Genomic DNA, 17,499 nt, shown 5'->3' with positions numbered 1-17,499 from the left:
CTTGGTTCCGGCGTTTTGCTCTCAGCGAGAAAGGTATTTATCAAGGACAGACTGCTCTGGCAGCAACAACCTGCGGTTCTCGATACAAAAAGGTAGAACCCAGAGTTTTAAGTCATTCGAGCTGCTGAAGTGAAATACCGGCAACGGTTCCGCAAATGAATCTGTCCATGGGTAGATCAACACAACATTGCCGGCGTCTTTCAGGTAGACATGTGCATACGCATGCAACTGGTAAAAGTCGGCCTGGCTGAGCAGGTATTTCTCACGACTGTTGCCTTTAATGCTGTCCAGAAGCTTCCACTTGGTATCAAGCACCATATGGGGCTCAGCGCCCTGCTCGATCAGCAGATCCGGCTTGAGGCGAAACCAGTCCTGTTGCCGATGGCTCACGAGATGGTGCTTGCTGGTCTGGGTCCGCAGAGTGAAACCTTGCTGAACTTGAGCTTTAAGATGTTTCGCCACGTAGGCTTCGAACAATGCCTCCATGGGAAACAGCAATGAAGGCGCGTCGTGTTTGCCTGCGCCTGCTACCGGACTGTCGCCCTGCAGGATGAATCGCGCCCAATCAAGCGCAGGCTCGTAATAAGCCATGCCTCGGTCAAGCCGTATGCGCTTGAGGTCTTGGCTGATGTCGCTACACAGGGGCACTTCGGCAAAAACAAAACTCAACTCTCGCGCCAACCGCTGATTATCGGGCGTTTTGCACATATTCAGCGTTTTGCGCAGGGCGCTATGAATAAGCCTGTTTTCTGCTCGATCCTGGATGAACTCGTCGAATTCGGTAAAGAACCGGTCACGGCGCAGCAGATTCTGCGCCAGGTGAGGGGCCATTAACAGCTTGCCGCGCAGGCTGGAAAGGTTAGCCTGCCGAGCGCTGTAGTCGCTGCGCAATCCCCGATTCACGACATGTCGCACGGCCTCAAGAAATTGGCGTAGGAACACCTCGAGCAGCGGCATGTGTTTCATTTTCAGATCAGCGTTCGACGTTTTGATATGGCGAAAGCCGCGCAGGCACTTGAGCATATCGATCAGCAATCTGCGTGATCTGTCCGCACACATATCGCGACCGATCTTGGGCAGGATCTCGATTTGATAACCGCAGGGAGCACGCAGCACGCCAACGTAATTGCTGAACCGAATGGCGCGCCGGCCCTGCCGACTGGTTAGTTTCAACCAGACCGGAGCGCGTTCGTCAGGGGTCAGGCACTGCTCTTCCAGCCAAGCGAAGACCTTAAGGGGAACAGTCGTGCCATTGGAGTCTTCATCCGAGGCGACCAGCGTATCGAACTCGAAAATCTGTATCGCCGTCATTCAGCAAACGTCGCATAGACACCGACATAGGCTGGCGGGCTACCAAACACCTCCTTATTCAAGCGGTATTGAGGCCGCAACGAGTATTCATCCAGATCATCACGGGTGCCGAACAGCGTTTTGGAACCCCTGTCGGCGTTTCGCTCGTGGACAAACTGAAGCGCTTCGTCGGTTTTCTGGTTATCGCCCAGTACCAGGCGGACTTTCTGCCAATCCTCGAAAAAGTATTCTTCCAGCAGTGGAAGGATACGTGTCCGGAAAATGGTGACGAGCGCCTCGAAACGTGCCTCAGGGACAAGGTTTTTCAACGGTGTGAAGTACGCGTGTCCGATCGTATGTTCACGGTCATACAACGCCTCGATGCGTGCGTTAAGTGCCGTCAGCAAACGATCAAGCTGTATTTCATGCTCTCCACTGACAACCTTGATTTCGGTCAGCACACGAGGATCGGGCATCAATTCGACGAACTCAAAGCGCCGGCGCAATGCCGTATCAACTAGCGCCAGCGAACGATCAGCGGTGTTCATTGTGCCGATTACGTCAACGTTTGAGGGGACGCTGAACGATTTGCCCGAGTAAGGCAATGTTAGTGTCACCTCATACTCGCCACCCTTGCGCTTGTCGGCTTCGATCAGCGTGATCAACTCACCGAAGATCTTGCTGATGTTGCCGCGATTGATCTCGTCAATCACCATCGCGTATTGCTGGTGTGGATCGGCCTGGGCCTTTTCGCACAGTCGAAGAAAGGCACCTTTTTTGATCTCGTATCGTACATCCTTTGAAGCGGCTGATTCAGCGTTTCCATCAACCGTCGGCCCCTCTGAATCGACCAGCACCGGGCGCAGGCCTTCAACGAATTCTTCGTAGCCGTAGGACTGGTGAAAGGTCACAAACTCATAGCGTTTTATCCCATCGGCAGATGTGTATTTGCCACTGAGCAAATGTTGCAGCGTGCGGGTCTTGCCAGTGCCCGGAGGACCAAAATAGATTTCATTGCGTGGGGCGGTAGCTCCCACGGTCAATACGAGGCCAACTGGCTGCTCGCCCTCCTCCCCGCCGGCTTCTTCTTCGCTGCTGTAATCATCCGGCCAGAAGCCAGGACGATTGGATTGTTGAATTTGCTGGGGCCAGACACCAGTCTTCTGGGCGTTTACCGCTTCGACCGATGCCACCAGCTCCTCACTCAGTTCCAGGTTTTTCGATATCGTACTCACGTCACCGAATGAGACCCACCTGACCGACACACGATTCGCTTGCACGAACAGCACTCCGACCGATGATCCCCTTATCGCGCTCTTCTGCTTCCACCCGAATACCAACTGGGCGTTAGTAGACTTTGTAGACCACCAATCAAAACCCACTCTATGTATCGCGACGGCCAAGCGCACAAATAACTGTGTCGTCTCGCGGCTCCATTGTGGTTGCCGCAGTTTGAAATCCTTGCTGACCTCGAAGTGCCTCAATATTTCGGCGTCGGTGGGTGCAGTGGTCAAGCCAAGTTGGTCAGCCATTTCGTCGTATCCGATTCCAAAGTGTGTAATAGCCGCGGCGCTCCATTCGACAATGCCGTGAAAGCCTCGCTTCAGGCCTTCTTCAGCCGGCAAGATCGCGACAATGGGTGAAGCTCCAAAAGGGCCACGCAACTTCTCATAACGTTCGCGCAAGCCATCATCTGCAATTTTTGTGTCGACCAGATCGAGTTTGACGACGAAGCCCTTGGTGGCATCAATCCCTACGGTATAAGCCAGCCCCAGGGGAGCATCCCTGCGAGGGTAGATACGGGCCCAGTTGTAGCCCAAAAATTTTCTGTACCACTGGCTTATGGGTCTGCGAATAACGCGGGGGGCTGTGCTATCGGGGAAGACGCGATGTTGCAATGCATACGCCCAATCCTTGGTGATGTCATAGGCTTCGCGCAATTGACGATAGGCTTGCCGGTGAGAAGCATCGGTTTTGTCAAAAGGCCTGTCATGCCAGGTACGCAAGCATTGGAATTGGTCTTGGGTGAAATAGGTTGGCGCCACTGATGTCATTCCGTCCCTTGAAAGTGATCGCATGGTGCCATCACTGCCGGCGTGTGGATAGATCTTTGCGGTCTCGCCACCATTTATTAATCGTCAGATAATCCTCACCCCACAACTTCACCCCGACTCTTGCACGCCGGGCAACACAGAATTGCCCTGAAACCAATTGATAGCCCCCTAACGAAAGGTGCATGCTAGAGGGCTTCCCTCGGGTTTATATCATTCCGAATGATAGTTACCTTCGTGTCATTCGATTCGTTTGCTACCTACCCGCCGAGCATCATCCGCCCATCTTCAATACATTGGCGGATGCATCCATGGAACAATCACTCAAACATTTGCGCTTCCCGTTGGCTCTGTTGGCCGTGCTGGTGATGAGCGCGTGCGGCAAGACTCCGGAAACTGCCGCCACCATGCCCGCTGCCAAAGTCAGTGTGGCCAAGGTGCTGGAACAACCGGTCAACGAGTGGGACGAATTCACCGGGCGCCTCGAGGCGCCGGAAACCGTTGAAATCCGTCCGCGGGTCTCCGGCCAGATCGACGAAGTCGCCTTCACCGAAGGTGCGCTGGTCAAGAAAGGCGACCTGCTGTTCCAGATCGACCCGCGTCCGTTCCAGGCTGAGGTCCGCCGCCTCGAAGCTCTGGTTGCCCAGGCCCGCGCCAACGCCACCCGCAGTGAAAACGAAGCCGGCCGAGGCGAACGCCTGCGTGCCAGCAACGCCATCTCCGCTGAACTGGCCGACTCGCGCACCAGCGCTGCACAGGAAGCACGCGCCGCTGTCGGCGCCCTGCAAGCGCAACTGGATCTGGCCAAACTCAACCTGAGCTTCACCCGCGTCACCGCGCCAATCAGCGGCCGCGTCAGCCGTGCCGAGATCACCGCCGGTAACCTGGTGACTGCCGATACCACCCCGCTGACCAGCGTGGTGTCCACCGACAAGGTCTACGCCTACTTCGACGCCGACGAGCGTGTATTCCTCAAATACACCCAACTCGCCCGTCAGGGTCAGCGCGGCGCGACCACCCCGGTGTACATGGGCCTGTCCAATGAAGACGGCAACCCGCACCTGGGCCAGATGAACTTTATCGACAACCAGGTCAACCCGAAGACCGGCACCATCCGTGGTCGCGCGGTGTTCGACAACAGCGACGGCAGCTACACCCCGGGTCTGTACGCACGCCTGAAACTGGTCGGCAGCGGCACCTACAACGCCATGCTGATCAACGACGAAGCGGTCGGTACCGACCTCGGCAAGAAGTTCGTGCTGGTGATGGATGGCGACAACAAGACCGCCTACCGCGCCGTTGAACTCGGTCCGAAGATCGAAGGGCTGCGTATCGTGCGCAGCGGCCTGAACAAGGACGACACGATCGTCGTCAAGGGTCTGCAACGGGTTCGCCCTGGCTCCCCGGTTTCGCCTGAAGTGATCCCGATGGCCAGCGAGCAAACCATTGCCGCTCTCGCTCAACAACGACAAGCGCTGGAAGCCAGCAACCTGCCTAAAGTCGCACCTGCCAAAGGCGCGCCGGGTTCGGTTGTGAAACTGGCTGCTGCGACCCCACGCGGTTAAGGGACGACAACTCCGATGAATTTTTCCCAATTCTTCATTTCACGGCCGATCTTCGCAGCGGTGCTTTCGCTGTTGATCCTGATCGCCGGTGCGATTTCGCTGTTCCAGTTGCCGATCAGCGAATACCCGGAAGTCGTGCCACCGACCGTGGTGGTGCGTGCCAACTTCCCGGGCGCCAACCCAAAAGTCATCGGTGAAACCGTGGCCGCTCCATTGGAGCAGGCCATCACCGGCGTCGAGAACATGCTGTACATGTCCTCGCAATCCACCGCTGACGGCAAGATCACCCTGACCATCACCTTCGCCCTGGGCACTGACCTGGACAACGCGCAGGTGCAGGTACAGAACCGCGTGACCCGGACCGAGCCGAAACTTCCCGAGGAAGTGACGCGCATCGGTATCACCGTCGACAAGGCGTCGCCCGACCTGACCATGGTTGTGCACTTGACCTCGCCGGACAAACGCTACGACATGCTGTACCTGTCCAACTACGCGATCCTCAACATCAAGGATGAGCTTGCTCGCCTCGGTGGTGTGGGTGACGTGCAGCTGTTCGGTATGGGCGACTACTCGCTGCGTGTATGGCTCGATCCGAACAAGACCGCTTCGCGCAATCTGACCGCGACTGATGTTGTCACCGCCATTCGTGAGCAGAACCGTCAGGTTGCCGCCGGTCAACTGGGTGCTCCTCCTGCCCCGACTGCGCAAAGCTTCCAGCTGTCGATCAACACTCAAGGCCGCCTGGTCACCGAGGAAGAGTTCGAGAACATCGTCATTCGTGCAGGCGAGGATGGTGAAATCACTCGCCTGAAGGACATCGCTCGCGTTGAACTCGGTTCCAGCCAGTACGCCCTGCGTTCGTTGCTGAACAACCAGCCGGCCGTAGCGATCCCGATCTTCCAGCGCCCAGGCTCCAACGCCATCGATATTTCGAACGACGTTCGGGCGAAGATGGAAGAGTTGAAGAAAGGCTTCCCGCAAGGCATGGACTACAGCATCGTCTATGACCCGACAATCTTCGTACGCGGCTCCATCGAGGCGGTGGTTCACACTCTCTTCGAAGCACTGATTCTCGTGGTTCTGGTGGTAATCCTGTTTCTGCAGACCTGGCGCGCCTCGATCATTCCGTTGGTGGCGGTGCCGGTATCGTTGATCGGTACGTTTGCAGTGATGCACCTGTTCGGCTTCTCGCTCAACGCCCTGTCGCTGTTCGGTCTGGTACTGGCGATCGGTATCGTGGTGGACGACGCCATCGTGGTGGTGGAGAACGTCGAGCGGAACATTGAACTGGGGCTCAACCCCTTCGATGCGACTAAAAAGGCCATGGGTGAAGTAACCGGCCCGATCATTGCCACGGCGCTGGTGCTGTGTGCGGTGTTCGTACCGGCGGCATTCATCTCGGGCCTGACCGGTCAGTTCTACAAGCAGTTCGCACTGACCATCGCGATCTCGACCGTGATCTCGGCGTTCAACTCGCTGACCCTGTCGCCAGCACTGGCCGCTGTGTTGCTCAAAGGTCATGACGCCCCGAAAGACCGCTTCTCGCGAGTGCTGGACAAGATCTTCGGTGGCTGGCTGTTCCGTCCGTTCAACCGTTTCTTCGACCGTGCCAGTCATGGCTACGTCGGCACCGTACGCCGGGTCATCCGTGGCAGCGGCATCGCCCTCTTCCTGTACGCAGGCCTGATGGTGCTGACCTTCTTCGGTTTCTCCAGCACACCGACCGGTTTCGTACCCGGCCAGGACAAGCAATACCTGGTGGCCTTCGCGCAACTGCCGGACGCCGCGAGCCTGGACCGCACTGAAGACGTGATCAAGCGCATGTCCGACCTGGCACTGAAGCAGCCAGGCGTGGAAAGTGCCGTAGCGTTCCCGGGCCTGTCGATCAACGGTTTCACCAACAGCCCGAACGCCGGCATCGTGTTCGTGACCCTGAAACCGTTCGACGAGCGTAAAGACCCGAGCATGTCCGCCGGTGCGATTGCCGGTGCCTTGAACGGCCAGTACGCCGGGATTCAGGAAGCCTACATGGCGATCTTCCCGCCGCCGCCGGTACAGGGTCTGGGCACCATCGGTGGTTTCCGCCTGCAAATCGAAGACCGGGGTAACCTGGGCTACGAAGAGCTGTACAAGGAAACCATGAACATTATTGCCAAGAGCCATAACGTTCCGGAACTGGCCAACCTGTTCACCAGCTACACCGTGAACGTGCCGCAGGTCGATGCCGCCATCGACCGCGAAAAAGCCAAGACCCACGGCGTGGCCGTCAGCGACATCTTCGACACCCTGCAGATCTACCTGGGTTCGCTGTATGCCAACGACTTCAACCGCTTCGGTCGTACCTATCAGGTCAACGTTCAGGCAGAGCAGCAGTTCCGTCTTGAATCCGACCAGATCGGCCAGCTGAAAGTACGCAACAACAAGGGCGAAATGATCCCGCTGGCGACCTTCATCAAGGTCAGCGACACCTCGGGCCCGGATCGCGTGATGCACTACAACGGCTTCATCACCGCTGAAATCAACGGTGCGGCAGCCCCGGGCTACAGCTCCGGCCAGGCCGAAAAAGCCATCGAGAAACTGCTCAAGGATGAACTTCCGAACGGCATGACCTACGAGTGGACCGACCTGACCTACCAGCAGATTCTGTCCGGCAACACTGCGCTGTTCGTATTCCCGCTCTGCGTATTGCTGGCGTTCCTGGTACTCGCGGCGCAATACGAAAGCTGGAGCCTGCCACTGGCAGTGATCCTGATCGTACCGATGACCCTGCTGTCGGCCATCACCGGTGTGATCATCTCTGGCGGCGACAACAACATCTTCACCCAGATCGGTCTGATCGTACTGGTGGGCCTGGCGTGTAAGAACGCGATTCTGATCGTCGAGTTTGCCAAGGACAAACAGCAGGAAGGCCTGGATCCGCTGGCTGCTGTACTGGAAGCCTGCCGTCTGCGTCTGCGGCCGATCCTGATGACCTCGTTCGCGTTCATCATGGGTGTTGTGCCACTGGTGTTCTCCAGCGGTGCCGGTGCCGAGATGCGTCATGCCATGGGTGTGGCGGTGTTCTCCGGGATGCTCGGTGTGACCTTCTTCGGTCTGCTGCTGACCCCTGTCTTCTATGTGCTGATCCGCAACTTCGTGGAGCGCAGTGAAGCGCGCAAAGCGGCCAAGGCGCAAAATCTTCAAAAGCCACTGGAGGCGCACCCATGAGTCTGAAAGTCTTTCTGCCGAGCCTGCTGGTGCTGGCCCTGAGTGCCTGCGCCGTCGGCCCTGACTACAAGACCCCGACAACGGAGGCGGCGAACATAACGTCCGCCACCGACGGCGCCGCCGACCAGAAGAACTTCGACCGTTCGAAATTCGAAGGCATCTGGTGGCAGCAGTTCGACGATCCGACTCTCAACCAGTTGGTGACCCAATCGCTGCAAGGCAACCGTGAACTGCGCGTGGCGTTCGCCCGCTGGAAAGCCGCCCGGGCGATCCGCGACGACGTCAGCAACGATGCGATGCCGACCATCACCAGCCGCGCCAGCAGCGATCTGGCCAAAGGTCAGATTCCGGGCCAGACCACCAAACGGGTCAACAGTGAACGCTATGACCTGGGCCTGGACATGGCGTGGGAGCTGGACCTGTTCGGACGCATCCAGCGCAATCTGGAAGCCAGCGACGCCGACCAGCAAGCGGCTGAAGCCGATCTGTACCAACTGCAAGTCACCATGATTGCCGAACTGGTAGACGCTTACGGTCAACTGCGCGGCGCTCAATTGCGGGAAAAGATCGCCCTGGCCAACCTGAACAACCAGCAGGAGTCGCGCAAGATCACCATCAGCCTGCGTGACGCCGGCGTTGGCGATCAGCTCGATGTCGAACGTGCCGATGCTCGTCTGGCGTCGGTCGAAGCCAGCGTGCCGCAATTGCAGGCGGAACAGGCCCGGCAGAAAAACCGCATCGCCACCCTGCTGGGTGAACGTCCGGACAAACTGACCGTCGACTTGAGCCCGAAAGACCTGCCGGCGATTGCCAAGGCCTTGCCGATCGGTGATCCGGGCGAACTGCTGCAACGTCGTCCGGACATCCTCAGCGCCGAACGCAAACTGGCTTCGGCCACGGCGCGTATCGGTGTGGCCAAGGCCGACCTGTTTCCTCGGGTCAGCCTCAGCGGTTTCCTCGGCTGGACGGCCGGACGTGGCTCGCAGATCGGTTCTTCGGCGGCCAACGCCTGGGCGCTGGGCCCGAGCATTACCTGGGCAGCGTTCGACCTCGGTAGCGTGCGGGCCCGTCTGCGCGGCGCCGATGCCGATGCCGAAGGCGCACTGGCGACCTACGAGCAGCAAGTGTTGCTGGCACTGGAAGAGTCGGAAAACGCCTTCAGTGATTACGGCAAACGTCAGCAACGTCTGATTTCGCTGATCCGTCAAAGCGAATCGAGCCGCAAGGCTGCCGACCTCGCCGAGATTCGCTACCGCGAAGGCACCACCGATTTCCTGGTGCTGCTCGACGCCCAGCGTGAACGCCTGAACGCCGAAGACAGCCAGGCCCAGGCCGAAGTGGATCTGTACCGCGGCATCGTCGCGATCTACAAGGCTCTTGGTGGTGGCTGGCAGCCAGAGACGGTCGCCAGCAAGTAACAGTTTTTAAAGAGCTCCTTTGGTTGGCCGCAACCAACCAAATTTTTTGCCCCGCGTATCATTCGGTCGCGGGGCTTTTTTGCGCCTGTCTTTCAGGGTTTTCCAGCACCGTAACTGTCGCTGTGGTGCCGGCTCTCAGTCGGTCCTTGCCTGAATAATCGGGATCGATACCGATCCGCACCGGTACTCGTTGCGCCAGTTTTACCCAGGTGTAGCTGGGGTTGATGTTGGCCAGCAATCGACTGCCCGGCGCGTTTTCCCGGTCAGCAATGGCGAAGGCGATGCTCTGCACGGTGCCGCCGAATTTTTCCCCGCTCATCAATTCGATCCGCACCCGGTCACCCTCCTCGATTCTTGGCAACTTGGTTTCTTCGAAATAGCCGCTGACATAAAAGGAGCTGCTGTCCACCAGCGCCAGCAAGGCACTGCCGGCCACCGCGTAATCCCCCTGACGGGTCAACAAATTGGTGACATATCCGCTGACCGGCGCTTCGACTCGGGTACGTTGCAGATCCAGTTCAGCCTCGGTCAATGCAGCAATCGCCAGTTGCACGTTGGCTTCGGCCAGACCGAGATTCGCCTGATTGCGCAACAGATCCGCCTGGGCCACGGCCACGTCGGTACTGGACTTCTCCCATTCCTCCCCGGAAATCGCGAACCCTTGCTTGAGCGTTCGTCGCCGACGTTCTTCGCTCTGGCGTTGTTTGAGCAATGCCTCGCTGGCGACAATGGCTGCTTGTGACTGCCCAAGCGTGGCCTTCGAGACCTCCACCGAGCGTTTCGCATGCTCGACGGCCAGGCTGTAGCGAGCCGGGTCGATCTCCAGCAGCAATTGCCCCTTGTCGACATGCTGGTTGTCCTGCACGGCGAGCGTGACGATGCGACCCGAAACATCCGCCGACAGCGTCACCACATCCGCCCTCACCCGCGCATCCCGCGTCCACGGGGCCCGGGTGTAATGTTCCCAGGCGAACCAGCCAAGCACGATTGCCAGCAGCACCACCGCCAATGTCGTCAATCGAGTAAGCAACGTCTTCAAGATTTCAGGCTCCCATCAGCAAAATCAGTGCGGCGCATACACAGGCGTACAAGGCGCCTTCGAACAGCGCCTCGTGCCAGACAAAACGCAGGACGCCAAGCCGGCGCAAACCCCAGTCGAGCACCAGAAAAACCGGTATGGCCATTAACAGGGCCTGGGCAATGGGAGGCAGGTAGACGCCGCCAATCTCGAAATCAATGGGCAAGGACGGGCTCTCCTACAGAATTGTCGGGCTGCAAATGCTCGCCATGTCGTTCCAGAAACGACACCACGATCAACAGGGCCACACGCATGCGAAAGACCGACCACAAGTGCTCATGGGTGGCGACATGCAAGGCATCCAGATCATCGCCGAGCGCTTGCAGCGTAGTCAGTAACGGTGTCAGGCGCACATCTGGTCGGCCGGCGACAAAACGACCGGTCTGACGCAATGCCGTCGACAGCTGCCGAACGAATGCGTCAGTGAGCAGAGTATTGTTCTGTGCCTGTTGCCTGAGCTGGTGCATGGCCACGCCCAGCGCTACACAGGCGAGACTGATTTCATACAAACGCTGCATGTCCCGATCATTGGCGGCTGGCAACACCCCCAGCATCGAGGTCAGGCGATCGACCATGCGACTTTCGAAGGCGAATTGCTGTTCGTCGGTAGCCGGGCTTTTTGTCAGTTGATAGACCTGCTCCCGCGCCTCGTTATAAAAGCGCCTGATTCGAAAGGCCGGGCGGAACGGGAAGATCCAGGCGTAGACGATCAGAGCCAGTATCGCCGCACTGACGTAGGCGCCGGCAAATTCGAACCATTGGATGGCGGTGTTCTGCCCGGTGCCGACGTTCTGCGGCCCGAGCATCAGGAAACTCGACAGGCCCAGGCCCATGCCGATACCGGCGGTGGCCGGGCTGGACAGTCCGACTGCGATCACATACAGCAAAGGCGCAAGCAGCAAGGCCAGCATCTCGAAATCGCTGATCGCCGGGACCAGCATGAACTGATAGAAGGCCGACACCACCAAGGCCAGTCCCAGCCCTCGGGCGTAACTCTGCGCGGCAACCAATGGGCGTGGAAACGTCGCCATCAACGAACACAGGATCCCCACCAGGATCATTCCGCCCCGCGCGCCGTCCCACGCGGTTTCGATCCAGATCAGCCCGGCTACCAGCAACGCGCTGAAGGCGCGAATGGCGTTCATCGTTGCGAGGGTGAAATCCAGGTGCAAGGGGCTGGACTGGCCACGGAACATGCAGCTGGCCTCCCGCCCTTCCTGTATCGCGTCGCTCAGTTCGAGAATCTGCTCCAGCTGCTGCAACAGCCGCGCCTGTTCCCAGCGCAGCGCCCAGGCCAGCGAGCGCAGGGTTGCACTCATGTCTTCCATCAGTTGTTCGGCCTTGTAGGCCAGCGCTTCGAATTGCTGTTGCAGCGCGACGAACTGGTGCCGCACCTCGGCCGGCAATGAGCGCCCTTGCTGTGCGAGCTGATCAAGAAGTGCCAGCTCCTCGGCGCGCAATTGCTGGATGTCCAGCGGCAGATCGCCCTCCCAGCGCTCGGTAAGCAATTCCCGCTGGTGACGCAACGCGGTGAGGCGCGAAGTCAGCAGCATCAGTTGATTGCCGAGTAACAAAACCAGATTGTTGGCGCTGCGCAGACGCGGAGCATCGAAATACAAATGCCGGCGCAGCCCTTCAAGAGCGCTGATTTCCCCCAGCAGCTGCATTTGCCGACGCTGAAAGTCCGCTTCGCTTTCTTCGGTTCGAAGCACCGCGGCTGAATGGCTGGCGACCAGTCTGATCACCTGATCGACCTTCGCGAAATAGTTGCGCGATACCGCCTCCGGCCGAGCCGTCAGCAGGCTGACCACGCAAACGCATGCCACCGCCAGCAAGGTTTCGGTGACCCGGGTCACCGCCAGCAAAAAGGTGCCGTCCTGATCCGGAATCGCCAGCAGCGCCACCACTACGGCGGTGTACCCGCTGAGCACGAACGCCTGGGAACTGGTGTAGCGCAATAACGTGCCGCCGGCCGTGCACAGGGCCAGCCACAGCGCCAGGGTCGTGATGAATGGCAACGGTGCCTGGGGAAAGATCGCCATCAGCAGCACCGCCACCATCGCGCCGAGGGTCGTTCCGATGATTTGTCCGAAGCTGCGAGCCAGCGCCATCCCGGCCAAGGGCTGGCTGATGATCACCACGGCCATGATCGACCACTTCGGCTGGTCCAGATCGAACAGGAACGCCAGGTACAACGTCAGCAATCCGGCGGCAATCGTGCGCAAACCAAACAGCAGCACTGCCTGGCTGGGGTGGATCACCGCCTTGAAATAAATAAGCAGGGATTGCATGGGTAGCCTCTTCGAAACAACTTCTGCAAGCGTAGACACTGCATGGAGGGCATGACGGCAAACAGGGTCGACACAAGCTGTAGGTCGATTCAACGCCTGTAGTAGGTCATATCGGGGAGAGGGTTTGACTCACGGCGCGAGCTGACAGAAGCTTGCGACCTCCGCTACAAAACGAAAGTTTCGGAAATTCGCATGCCTCAGTCTCGCCGCTATTTGCTCATCAGCCTCGGCCTTGTGCTGGCCCTCTTTGTGGCCTGGCTGTCATTGCGCAGTACCGCGCCCGTGGTGCCGGAAGCGATCAAGCATGGTTACAGTGAAGCGCTGGCCGCTGCTCGCGCCGGCCAGCCGGGTGCCGCGCGGGTTTTGTACCAGCAACTGGGACGTCCGGACCTGTCGGTCAAACGTCGCGTCTGGCTGCATGCGGAGTTACCCAATTACCCGAGCCCCCAGGCCCTGAAACTGGCGGATGCCGATCTGCAAAACCAATCGCCGGAGGTCCGGCTGGCGGCAATAAAAAGCGTGACCGGCCTGGTGCCGGGCGGCCAGCGCAGTCTGCTGCTGGGCCCGTTGCTCGACGATGAGGATCAAACCGTACGCTTTGCTGCGATCAACGCCCTGCTCGGCTTGTCGCCGGATCAGCTGGGCCTGTATTTCGCCCCGCTCCAGCAAGGCATCGACGTGTGGGAGCAAGCGCTCAAGAGCCAGCCGGAAAGCGCCGCCAACTATGCGCAGCTGGCGCGCCTGTATCTGCACAACGCCGAACTGAAACAGGCACAGCAAGCACTGGAGCAGACCTTGCGCCTGGATCCCGGCAACCTTCCGGCGCTGGTAATGCAGATCGAAGTGCTCGACCGTCAGGGACAGAGCGATGCCGCCCGGCAACTGCTGGCCCGACAGCTGAAGGCCCAGCCCGATTCGGCCTATCTGCAGCATGCCCTGGGCCTCTGGCTGCTGCACCATGATCAACGCGAATATGCCCTGCTCGGCTTGTCCAAAGCCGTGGAACTGGAGCCCGACAACAAAGACTATCGCTACGACCTCGCCACCACCCTGCACAGCGCCGAAGAACTGGAAGCGGCGCAAAAGCAGTTGCAGGAAATCGTCCAGCGCCACCCTGCCGACCGCAAGGCGCGGGTGCTGCTGATCAATTACTGGAAAGAAAGCGGCCAGTTGCAGAACGTACAGATTCTGCTGGCCCAGCTCGAACAGATGAACCCTGACGATCCCTCGTTGCAGCAAGGTCTCTAGCGACCTTCTCGACGCAACCTGCAAGAAACTCGGAACCGCCGTCTCGGCAAAAGGTCAAGTAATCAGGCAGTGCAAAACGGCGTCCGGCGCCCGCTGCCTCGTTTCCCCTAGTCATGAGAGGGCATTTTTTGTCTACATCGAACGCGTTGATCAGTGCAAAAGCCGCCACCGGCATCGAAGGGTTGGACGATATCCTCGCCGGTGGTCTGTCCCGCAGTCACGTTTTCTTGCTGGAGGGCGAGCCTGGAACCGGTAAAACCACAGTCGCGTTGCATTTTCTGCTGGCCGGCGCCCGTGCCGGCGAACGTTCGTTGTACATCACGTTGTCCGAAACCGAGCGCGAATTGCGCCAGGGCGCGGCTTCCCACGGTTGGGAACTGAACGAAAACATCGAAATTTTCGAGCTGACGCCCCCGGAAAGTCTGTTGAACGCCGAGCATCATCAGAGCCTGCTGTACTCCTCGGATCTTGAGCTGGGCGAGGCAACCAAGCAGATTTTCGAAGTGGTCGAGCGCTTCAAGCCCACCCGGGTTGTGCTCGACAGCCTCTCGGAAATCCGCCTGCTGGCGCAAAGCTCCCTGCGCTATCGTCGACAGATTCTGGCGATCAAGCATTACTTCGTGCGCTACGACGCCACGGTATTGTTGCTGGACGACCTGACCACCGAATCCCTCGACAAAACCGTTCACAGTGTCGCTCACGGCGTGATCCGCCTCGAAGAACTGACCCCCAACTACGGCGCCGAACGCCGTCGCGTGCGGGTGATCAAGTACCGTGGCCAGAAATACCGTGGCGGCTTTCATGACTTCACCATCATGGGCGATGGCGTGCACGTCTTCCCGCGTCTGGTGGCGGCGGAACATCGGGGTGATTACCCACGGCTGCAACTGTCCAGCGGAATCAAGGAAATGGACGCCTTGCTCGGTGGCGGTATCGAAACCGGCTCCAGCACGCTGATTCTCGGACCGGCGGGCACGGGCAAATCCTTGATCACGATGATTTTCGCGGCGGCGGCCGTGGCCCGTGGAGAAAAGGCCGCCCTGTTCATTTTCGACGAAGAGCTGGGCTTGCTGTTTGAGCGCATGAACAACATCGGCATTGACCTCAAGGCGTTGCAGGCCACCGGCAATCTGCTGATCGAACAGGTGGACGCCGCCGAATTGTCCCCCGGCGAGTTCTCTCACCGGGTTCGACGCTGCGTCGATGAAGGTGACATCAAGACCGTGGTGATCGACAGCATCAACGGCTATCAGGCCGCGATGCCGGAAGAGAACGCCCTGGTGCTGCACATGCATGAACTGTTGCTGTACCTGAACCGCAAGGGCGCCGCGACGTTCATGACCGTCGCCCAGCATGGACTGGTGGGCGACATGCAGGCCCCGGTCGACATCACTTACCTCGCCGACACTGTGATTCTGCTGCGTTATTTCGAAGCCCTCGGCAAGGTTCGCAGGGCAATTTCGATTATCAAGAAACGCACCGGCAGCCACGAATCAACCATTCGCGAGTACCGTATTTCCAAGCGTGGCATGACCATCGGTGAACCGCTGGACGCCTTCCAGGGCGTACTGCGCGGCGTGCCTACTTACCTCGGCGCGAGTAATCCGCTGCTCAAGGATGACAACTTGTGACCGTCACCGTGCCGCTGTCGGAACGAGCACTGATCCTTGCGCCCCTGGGGCGCGACAGCCAGGTTGCGCTGATGATCCTCAACGAGGCCGGCTACGGTGGTCTGATCACGCCCGATCTGGCTACGCTCTGTGCCGAACTTGAACCCGGCGCCGGGTTACTGCTAATCGCCGCCGAGGCCCTGCGTGGCCCGGAGCTGGAATCCCTGCTGTCATATCTCGATCAACAGCCCGCCTGGTCAGACCTGCCGATTGTGCTACTGACACACCATGGCGGCTCAGGACAGGGCCCCTCGTCTCAGCTCAGCAAATTACTGGGCAACGTGACGTTTCTTGAGCGCCCTTTCCATCCGGTGACCTTGGTCAGCCTGATCTCCACGGCCCTGCGAGGGCGACGACGACAATACGAGGCCCGCGATCGCCTGATCGACCTGAGCAATAGCGAGCGGCGCCTGCAATCAACCCTCGAAACCCTCGAGCAACAAGTCGAGGAACGCACGGCGCAACTGCGGCACAACGAAGAAGCTCTTCGTCAGTCACAAAAGATGGAAGCGGTCGGTCAACTCACCGGCGGTATCGCCCACGACTTCAACAACATGCTGACCGGCATCATCGGCAGTCTCGAACTGCTGCGTCGGCGACTGGCTCGTGGCCGGCTTGACGATCTCGACAGCCTGATCGATCTCGGAGTGACTTCGGCCAACCGCGCCGCCGGTCTGACCCATCGTCTGCTGGCGTTTTCCCGTCGCCAATCGCTGGATTCCAAAGCCGTACAGATGAACGATCTGGTGCAATCGATGGGTGAACTCCTGCAGCGCAGCCTCAACGAAAGCGTTCAGCTGGACATGCGCCTGCATAAAGAATTGTGGGTGGCCGAGGCGGATCCGAATCAACTGGAAAGCGCCCTGCTCAACCTGGTGATCAACGCGCGTGACGCGATGCCCGATGGCGGCAACCTGGTGGTCGAGACCGGAAATCAGGTGCTTGAGCGGGATTTCACCGACGCTTACAGCAACCTGGAACCCGGCGATTATGTCGTTTTGAGCGTGACGGACAACGGCTGCGGCATGCCCGAAAGTGTGATCAATCGCGCGTTCGACCCGTTTTTCACCACCAAGCCGATCGGCCAGGGTACAGGCCTGGGCCTGTCGATGATCTATGGTTTCAGCAAGCAATCCGGGGGGCATGTGTCGATCGACAGCAAGATCGATGAGGGCACCACGGTCAAACTCTATCTGCCGCGTTTCCAGGGCGAATCGCTGCCTCACGCACCGACGGACATGGAACAGGCGCCCGACGCCGTGGAAGGCGAAACCGTCTTGATCGTCGAAGACGACCCGGCCGTGCGCGTGCTGGTCAGTGCGGTATTGAGTGAATTGGGTTACGGATTTGTCGAAGCCAGCGATGCCGACGGTGCCGTGCCGATTCTGGATTCGGAGCAGCGCATCGACCTGCTGATCAGCGACGTCGGTCTGCCGGGCATGAACGGTCGGCAACTGGCGGAAATCGGCCGGCAATACCGGCCAGACCTGAAGGTCCTGTTCATCACAGGTTATGCCGAACACGCGGCAGTGCGCGGCGGGTTCCTCGACCCGGGCATGCAGATGATCACCAAGCCGTTCACGTTCGACCTGCTGACGGCGAAGGTGCGGGAGATGATTCGCGGGTGACGCTTTGCTCCTTGTCCTCCCTGACAGACGGTAACTTCCCATAAGCGGCCAAC

Annotated in this window: 11 protein-coding genes; 6 read left to right on the top strand and 5 right to left on the bottom strand. The window is 59.2% G+C overall.

Translation table 11 applies throughout. The features are described from left to right. Nucleotides 1–21: 21 nt before the first annotated feature. Together JKA62_RS14720 and JKA62_RS14715 are read right to left on the bottom strand one after the other, a co-directional pair. Nucleotides 22–1,311: an McrC family protein gene (locus JKA62_RS14720; protein ID WP_201818386.1), complete on the bottom strand. Its 1,290-nt coding sequence runs from the start codon at nt 1,309–1,311 to the stop codon at nt 22–24. Next, nucleotides 1,308–3,344 (bottom strand): McrB family protein, encoded by a 2,037-nt coding sequence (locus JKA62_RS14715; RefSeq protein ID WP_011334073.1) that lies wholly within the window; start codon nt 3,342–3,344, stop codon nt 1,308–1,310. Before JKA62_RS14715 ends, JKA62_RS14720 begins: the two co-directional genes overlap by 4 nt. A 308-nt stretch (nt 3,345–3,652) precedes the next feature. Between JKA62_RS14715 and mexE the strand changes: the two genes are divergently transcribed. The 3 genes from mexE to JKA62_RS14700 are packed head-to-tail and all read left to right on the top strand — an operon-like array spanning nt 3,653 to nt 9,531. Next, complete coding sequence (gene mexE / locus JKA62_RS14710; protein WP_011334072.1) at nt 3,653–4,906, top strand: multidrug efflux RND transporter periplasmic adaptor subunit MexE; 1,254 nt, start codon at nt 3,653–3,655, stop codon at nt 4,904–4,906. Nucleotides 4,907–4,921: 15 nt separating this feature from the next. Continuing rightward, complete coding sequence (locus JKA62_RS14705; protein WP_201818385.1) at nt 4,922–8,113, top strand: efflux RND transporter permease subunit; 3,192 nt, start codon at nt 4,922–4,924, stop codon at nt 8,111–8,113. Further along, nucleotides 8,110–9,531, top strand: coding sequence for an efflux transporter outer membrane subunit (locus JKA62_RS14700; RefSeq protein WP_201818384.1), 1,422 nt, complete (start codon nt 8,110–8,112; stop codon nt 9,529–9,531). The genes JKA62_RS14705 and JKA62_RS14700 overlap by 4 nt, the downstream gene beginning before the upstream one ends. Before the next feature lie 58 nt (nt 9,532–9,589). Here JKA62_RS14700 and JKA62_RS14695 read toward each other — a convergent pair whose 3' ends face one another. The 3 genes from JKA62_RS14695 to JKA62_RS14685 are packed head-to-tail and all read right to left on the bottom strand — an operon-like array spanning nt 9,590 to nt 12,900. Further along, nucleotides 9,590–10,570, bottom strand: coding sequence for an HlyD family efflux transporter periplasmic adaptor subunit (locus JKA62_RS14695; protein WP_201818383.1), 981 nt, complete (start codon nt 10,568–10,570; stop codon nt 9,590–9,592). Between the two features lie 4 nt (nt 10,571–10,574). Next, complete coding sequence (locus JKA62_RS14690) at nt 10,575–10,775, bottom strand: DUF1656 domain-containing protein (protein WP_041475267.1); 201 nt, start codon at nt 10,773–10,775, stop codon at nt 10,575–10,577. Continuing rightward, nucleotides 10,765–12,900 (bottom strand): FUSC family protein, encoded by a 2,136-nt coding sequence (locus JKA62_RS14685; protein ID WP_201818382.1) that lies wholly within the window; start codon nt 12,898–12,900, stop codon nt 10,765–10,767. The genes JKA62_RS14690 and JKA62_RS14685 overlap by 11 nt, the downstream gene beginning before the upstream one ends. 192 nt (nt 12,901–13,092) lie before the next feature. Between JKA62_RS14685 and JKA62_RS14680 the strand changes: the two genes are divergently transcribed. The 3 genes from JKA62_RS14680 to JKA62_RS14670 all read left to right on the top strand — a co-directional run bounded on the left by JKA62_RS14680 (nt 13,093) and on the right by JKA62_RS14670 (nt 17,446). Then, entirely contained in the window at nt 13,093–14,148 is a 1,056-nt protein-coding gene (locus JKA62_RS14680) for a tetratricopeptide repeat protein (RefSeq protein ID WP_011334067.1), read from the top strand. A 128-nt stretch (nt 14,149–14,276) separates the two neighbouring features. Next, a complete protein-coding gene (locus JKA62_RS14675) occupies nt 14,277–15,779 on the top strand; it encodes an ATPase domain-containing protein (protein ID WP_041475266.1) in 1,503 nt (500 codons plus the stop codon). Then, nucleotides 15,776–17,446: an ATP-binding protein gene (locus JKA62_RS14670; RefSeq protein WP_011334065.1), complete on the top strand. Its 1,671-nt coding sequence runs from the start codon at nt 15,776–15,778 to the stop codon at nt 17,444–17,446. The genes JKA62_RS14675 and JKA62_RS14670 overlap by 4 nt, the downstream gene beginning before the upstream one ends. Nucleotides 17,447–17,499: the final 53 nt, after the last annotated feature.

Source organism: Pseudomonas sp. B7, assembly GCF_016735645.1.
GTDB classification, from domain to species: Bacteria; Pseudomonadota; Gammaproteobacteria; order Pseudomonadales; family Pseudomonadaceae; genus Aquipseudomonas; species Aquipseudomonas glycinae.
Note: the sequence above shows the minus strand (reverse complement) of the source record. Positions and strands in the feature narration are given on the sequence as shown.

Coding starts and splice junctions, on each gene's coding strand:
- JKA62_RS14685 (WP_201818382.1), bottom strand. CDS start 12,900: ATGCAATCCCTGCTTATTTATTTCAAGGCGGTGATCCACCCCAGCCAG.
- JKA62_RS14705 (WP_201818385.1), top strand. CDS start 4,922: ATGAATTTTTCCCAATTCTTCATTTCACGGCCGATCTTCGCAGCGGTG.
- mexE (WP_011334072.1), top strand. CDS start 3,653: ATGGAACAATCACTCAAACATTTGCGCTTCCCGTTGGCTCTGTTGGCC.
- JKA62_RS14720 (WP_201818386.1), bottom strand. CDS start 1,311: ATGACGGCGATACAGATTTTCGAGTTCGATACGCTGGTCGCCTCGGAT.
- JKA62_RS14680 (WP_011334067.1), top strand. CDS start 13,093: ATGCCTCAGTCTCGCCGCTATTTGCTCATCAGCCTCGGCCTTGTGCTG.
- JKA62_RS14700 (WP_201818384.1), top strand. CDS start 8,110: ATGAGTCTGAAAGTCTTTCTGCCGAGCCTGCTGGTGCTGGCCCTGAGT.
- JKA62_RS14715 (WP_011334073.1), bottom strand. CDS start 3,344: ATGACATCAGTGGCGCCAACCTATTTCACCCAAGACCAATTCCAATGC.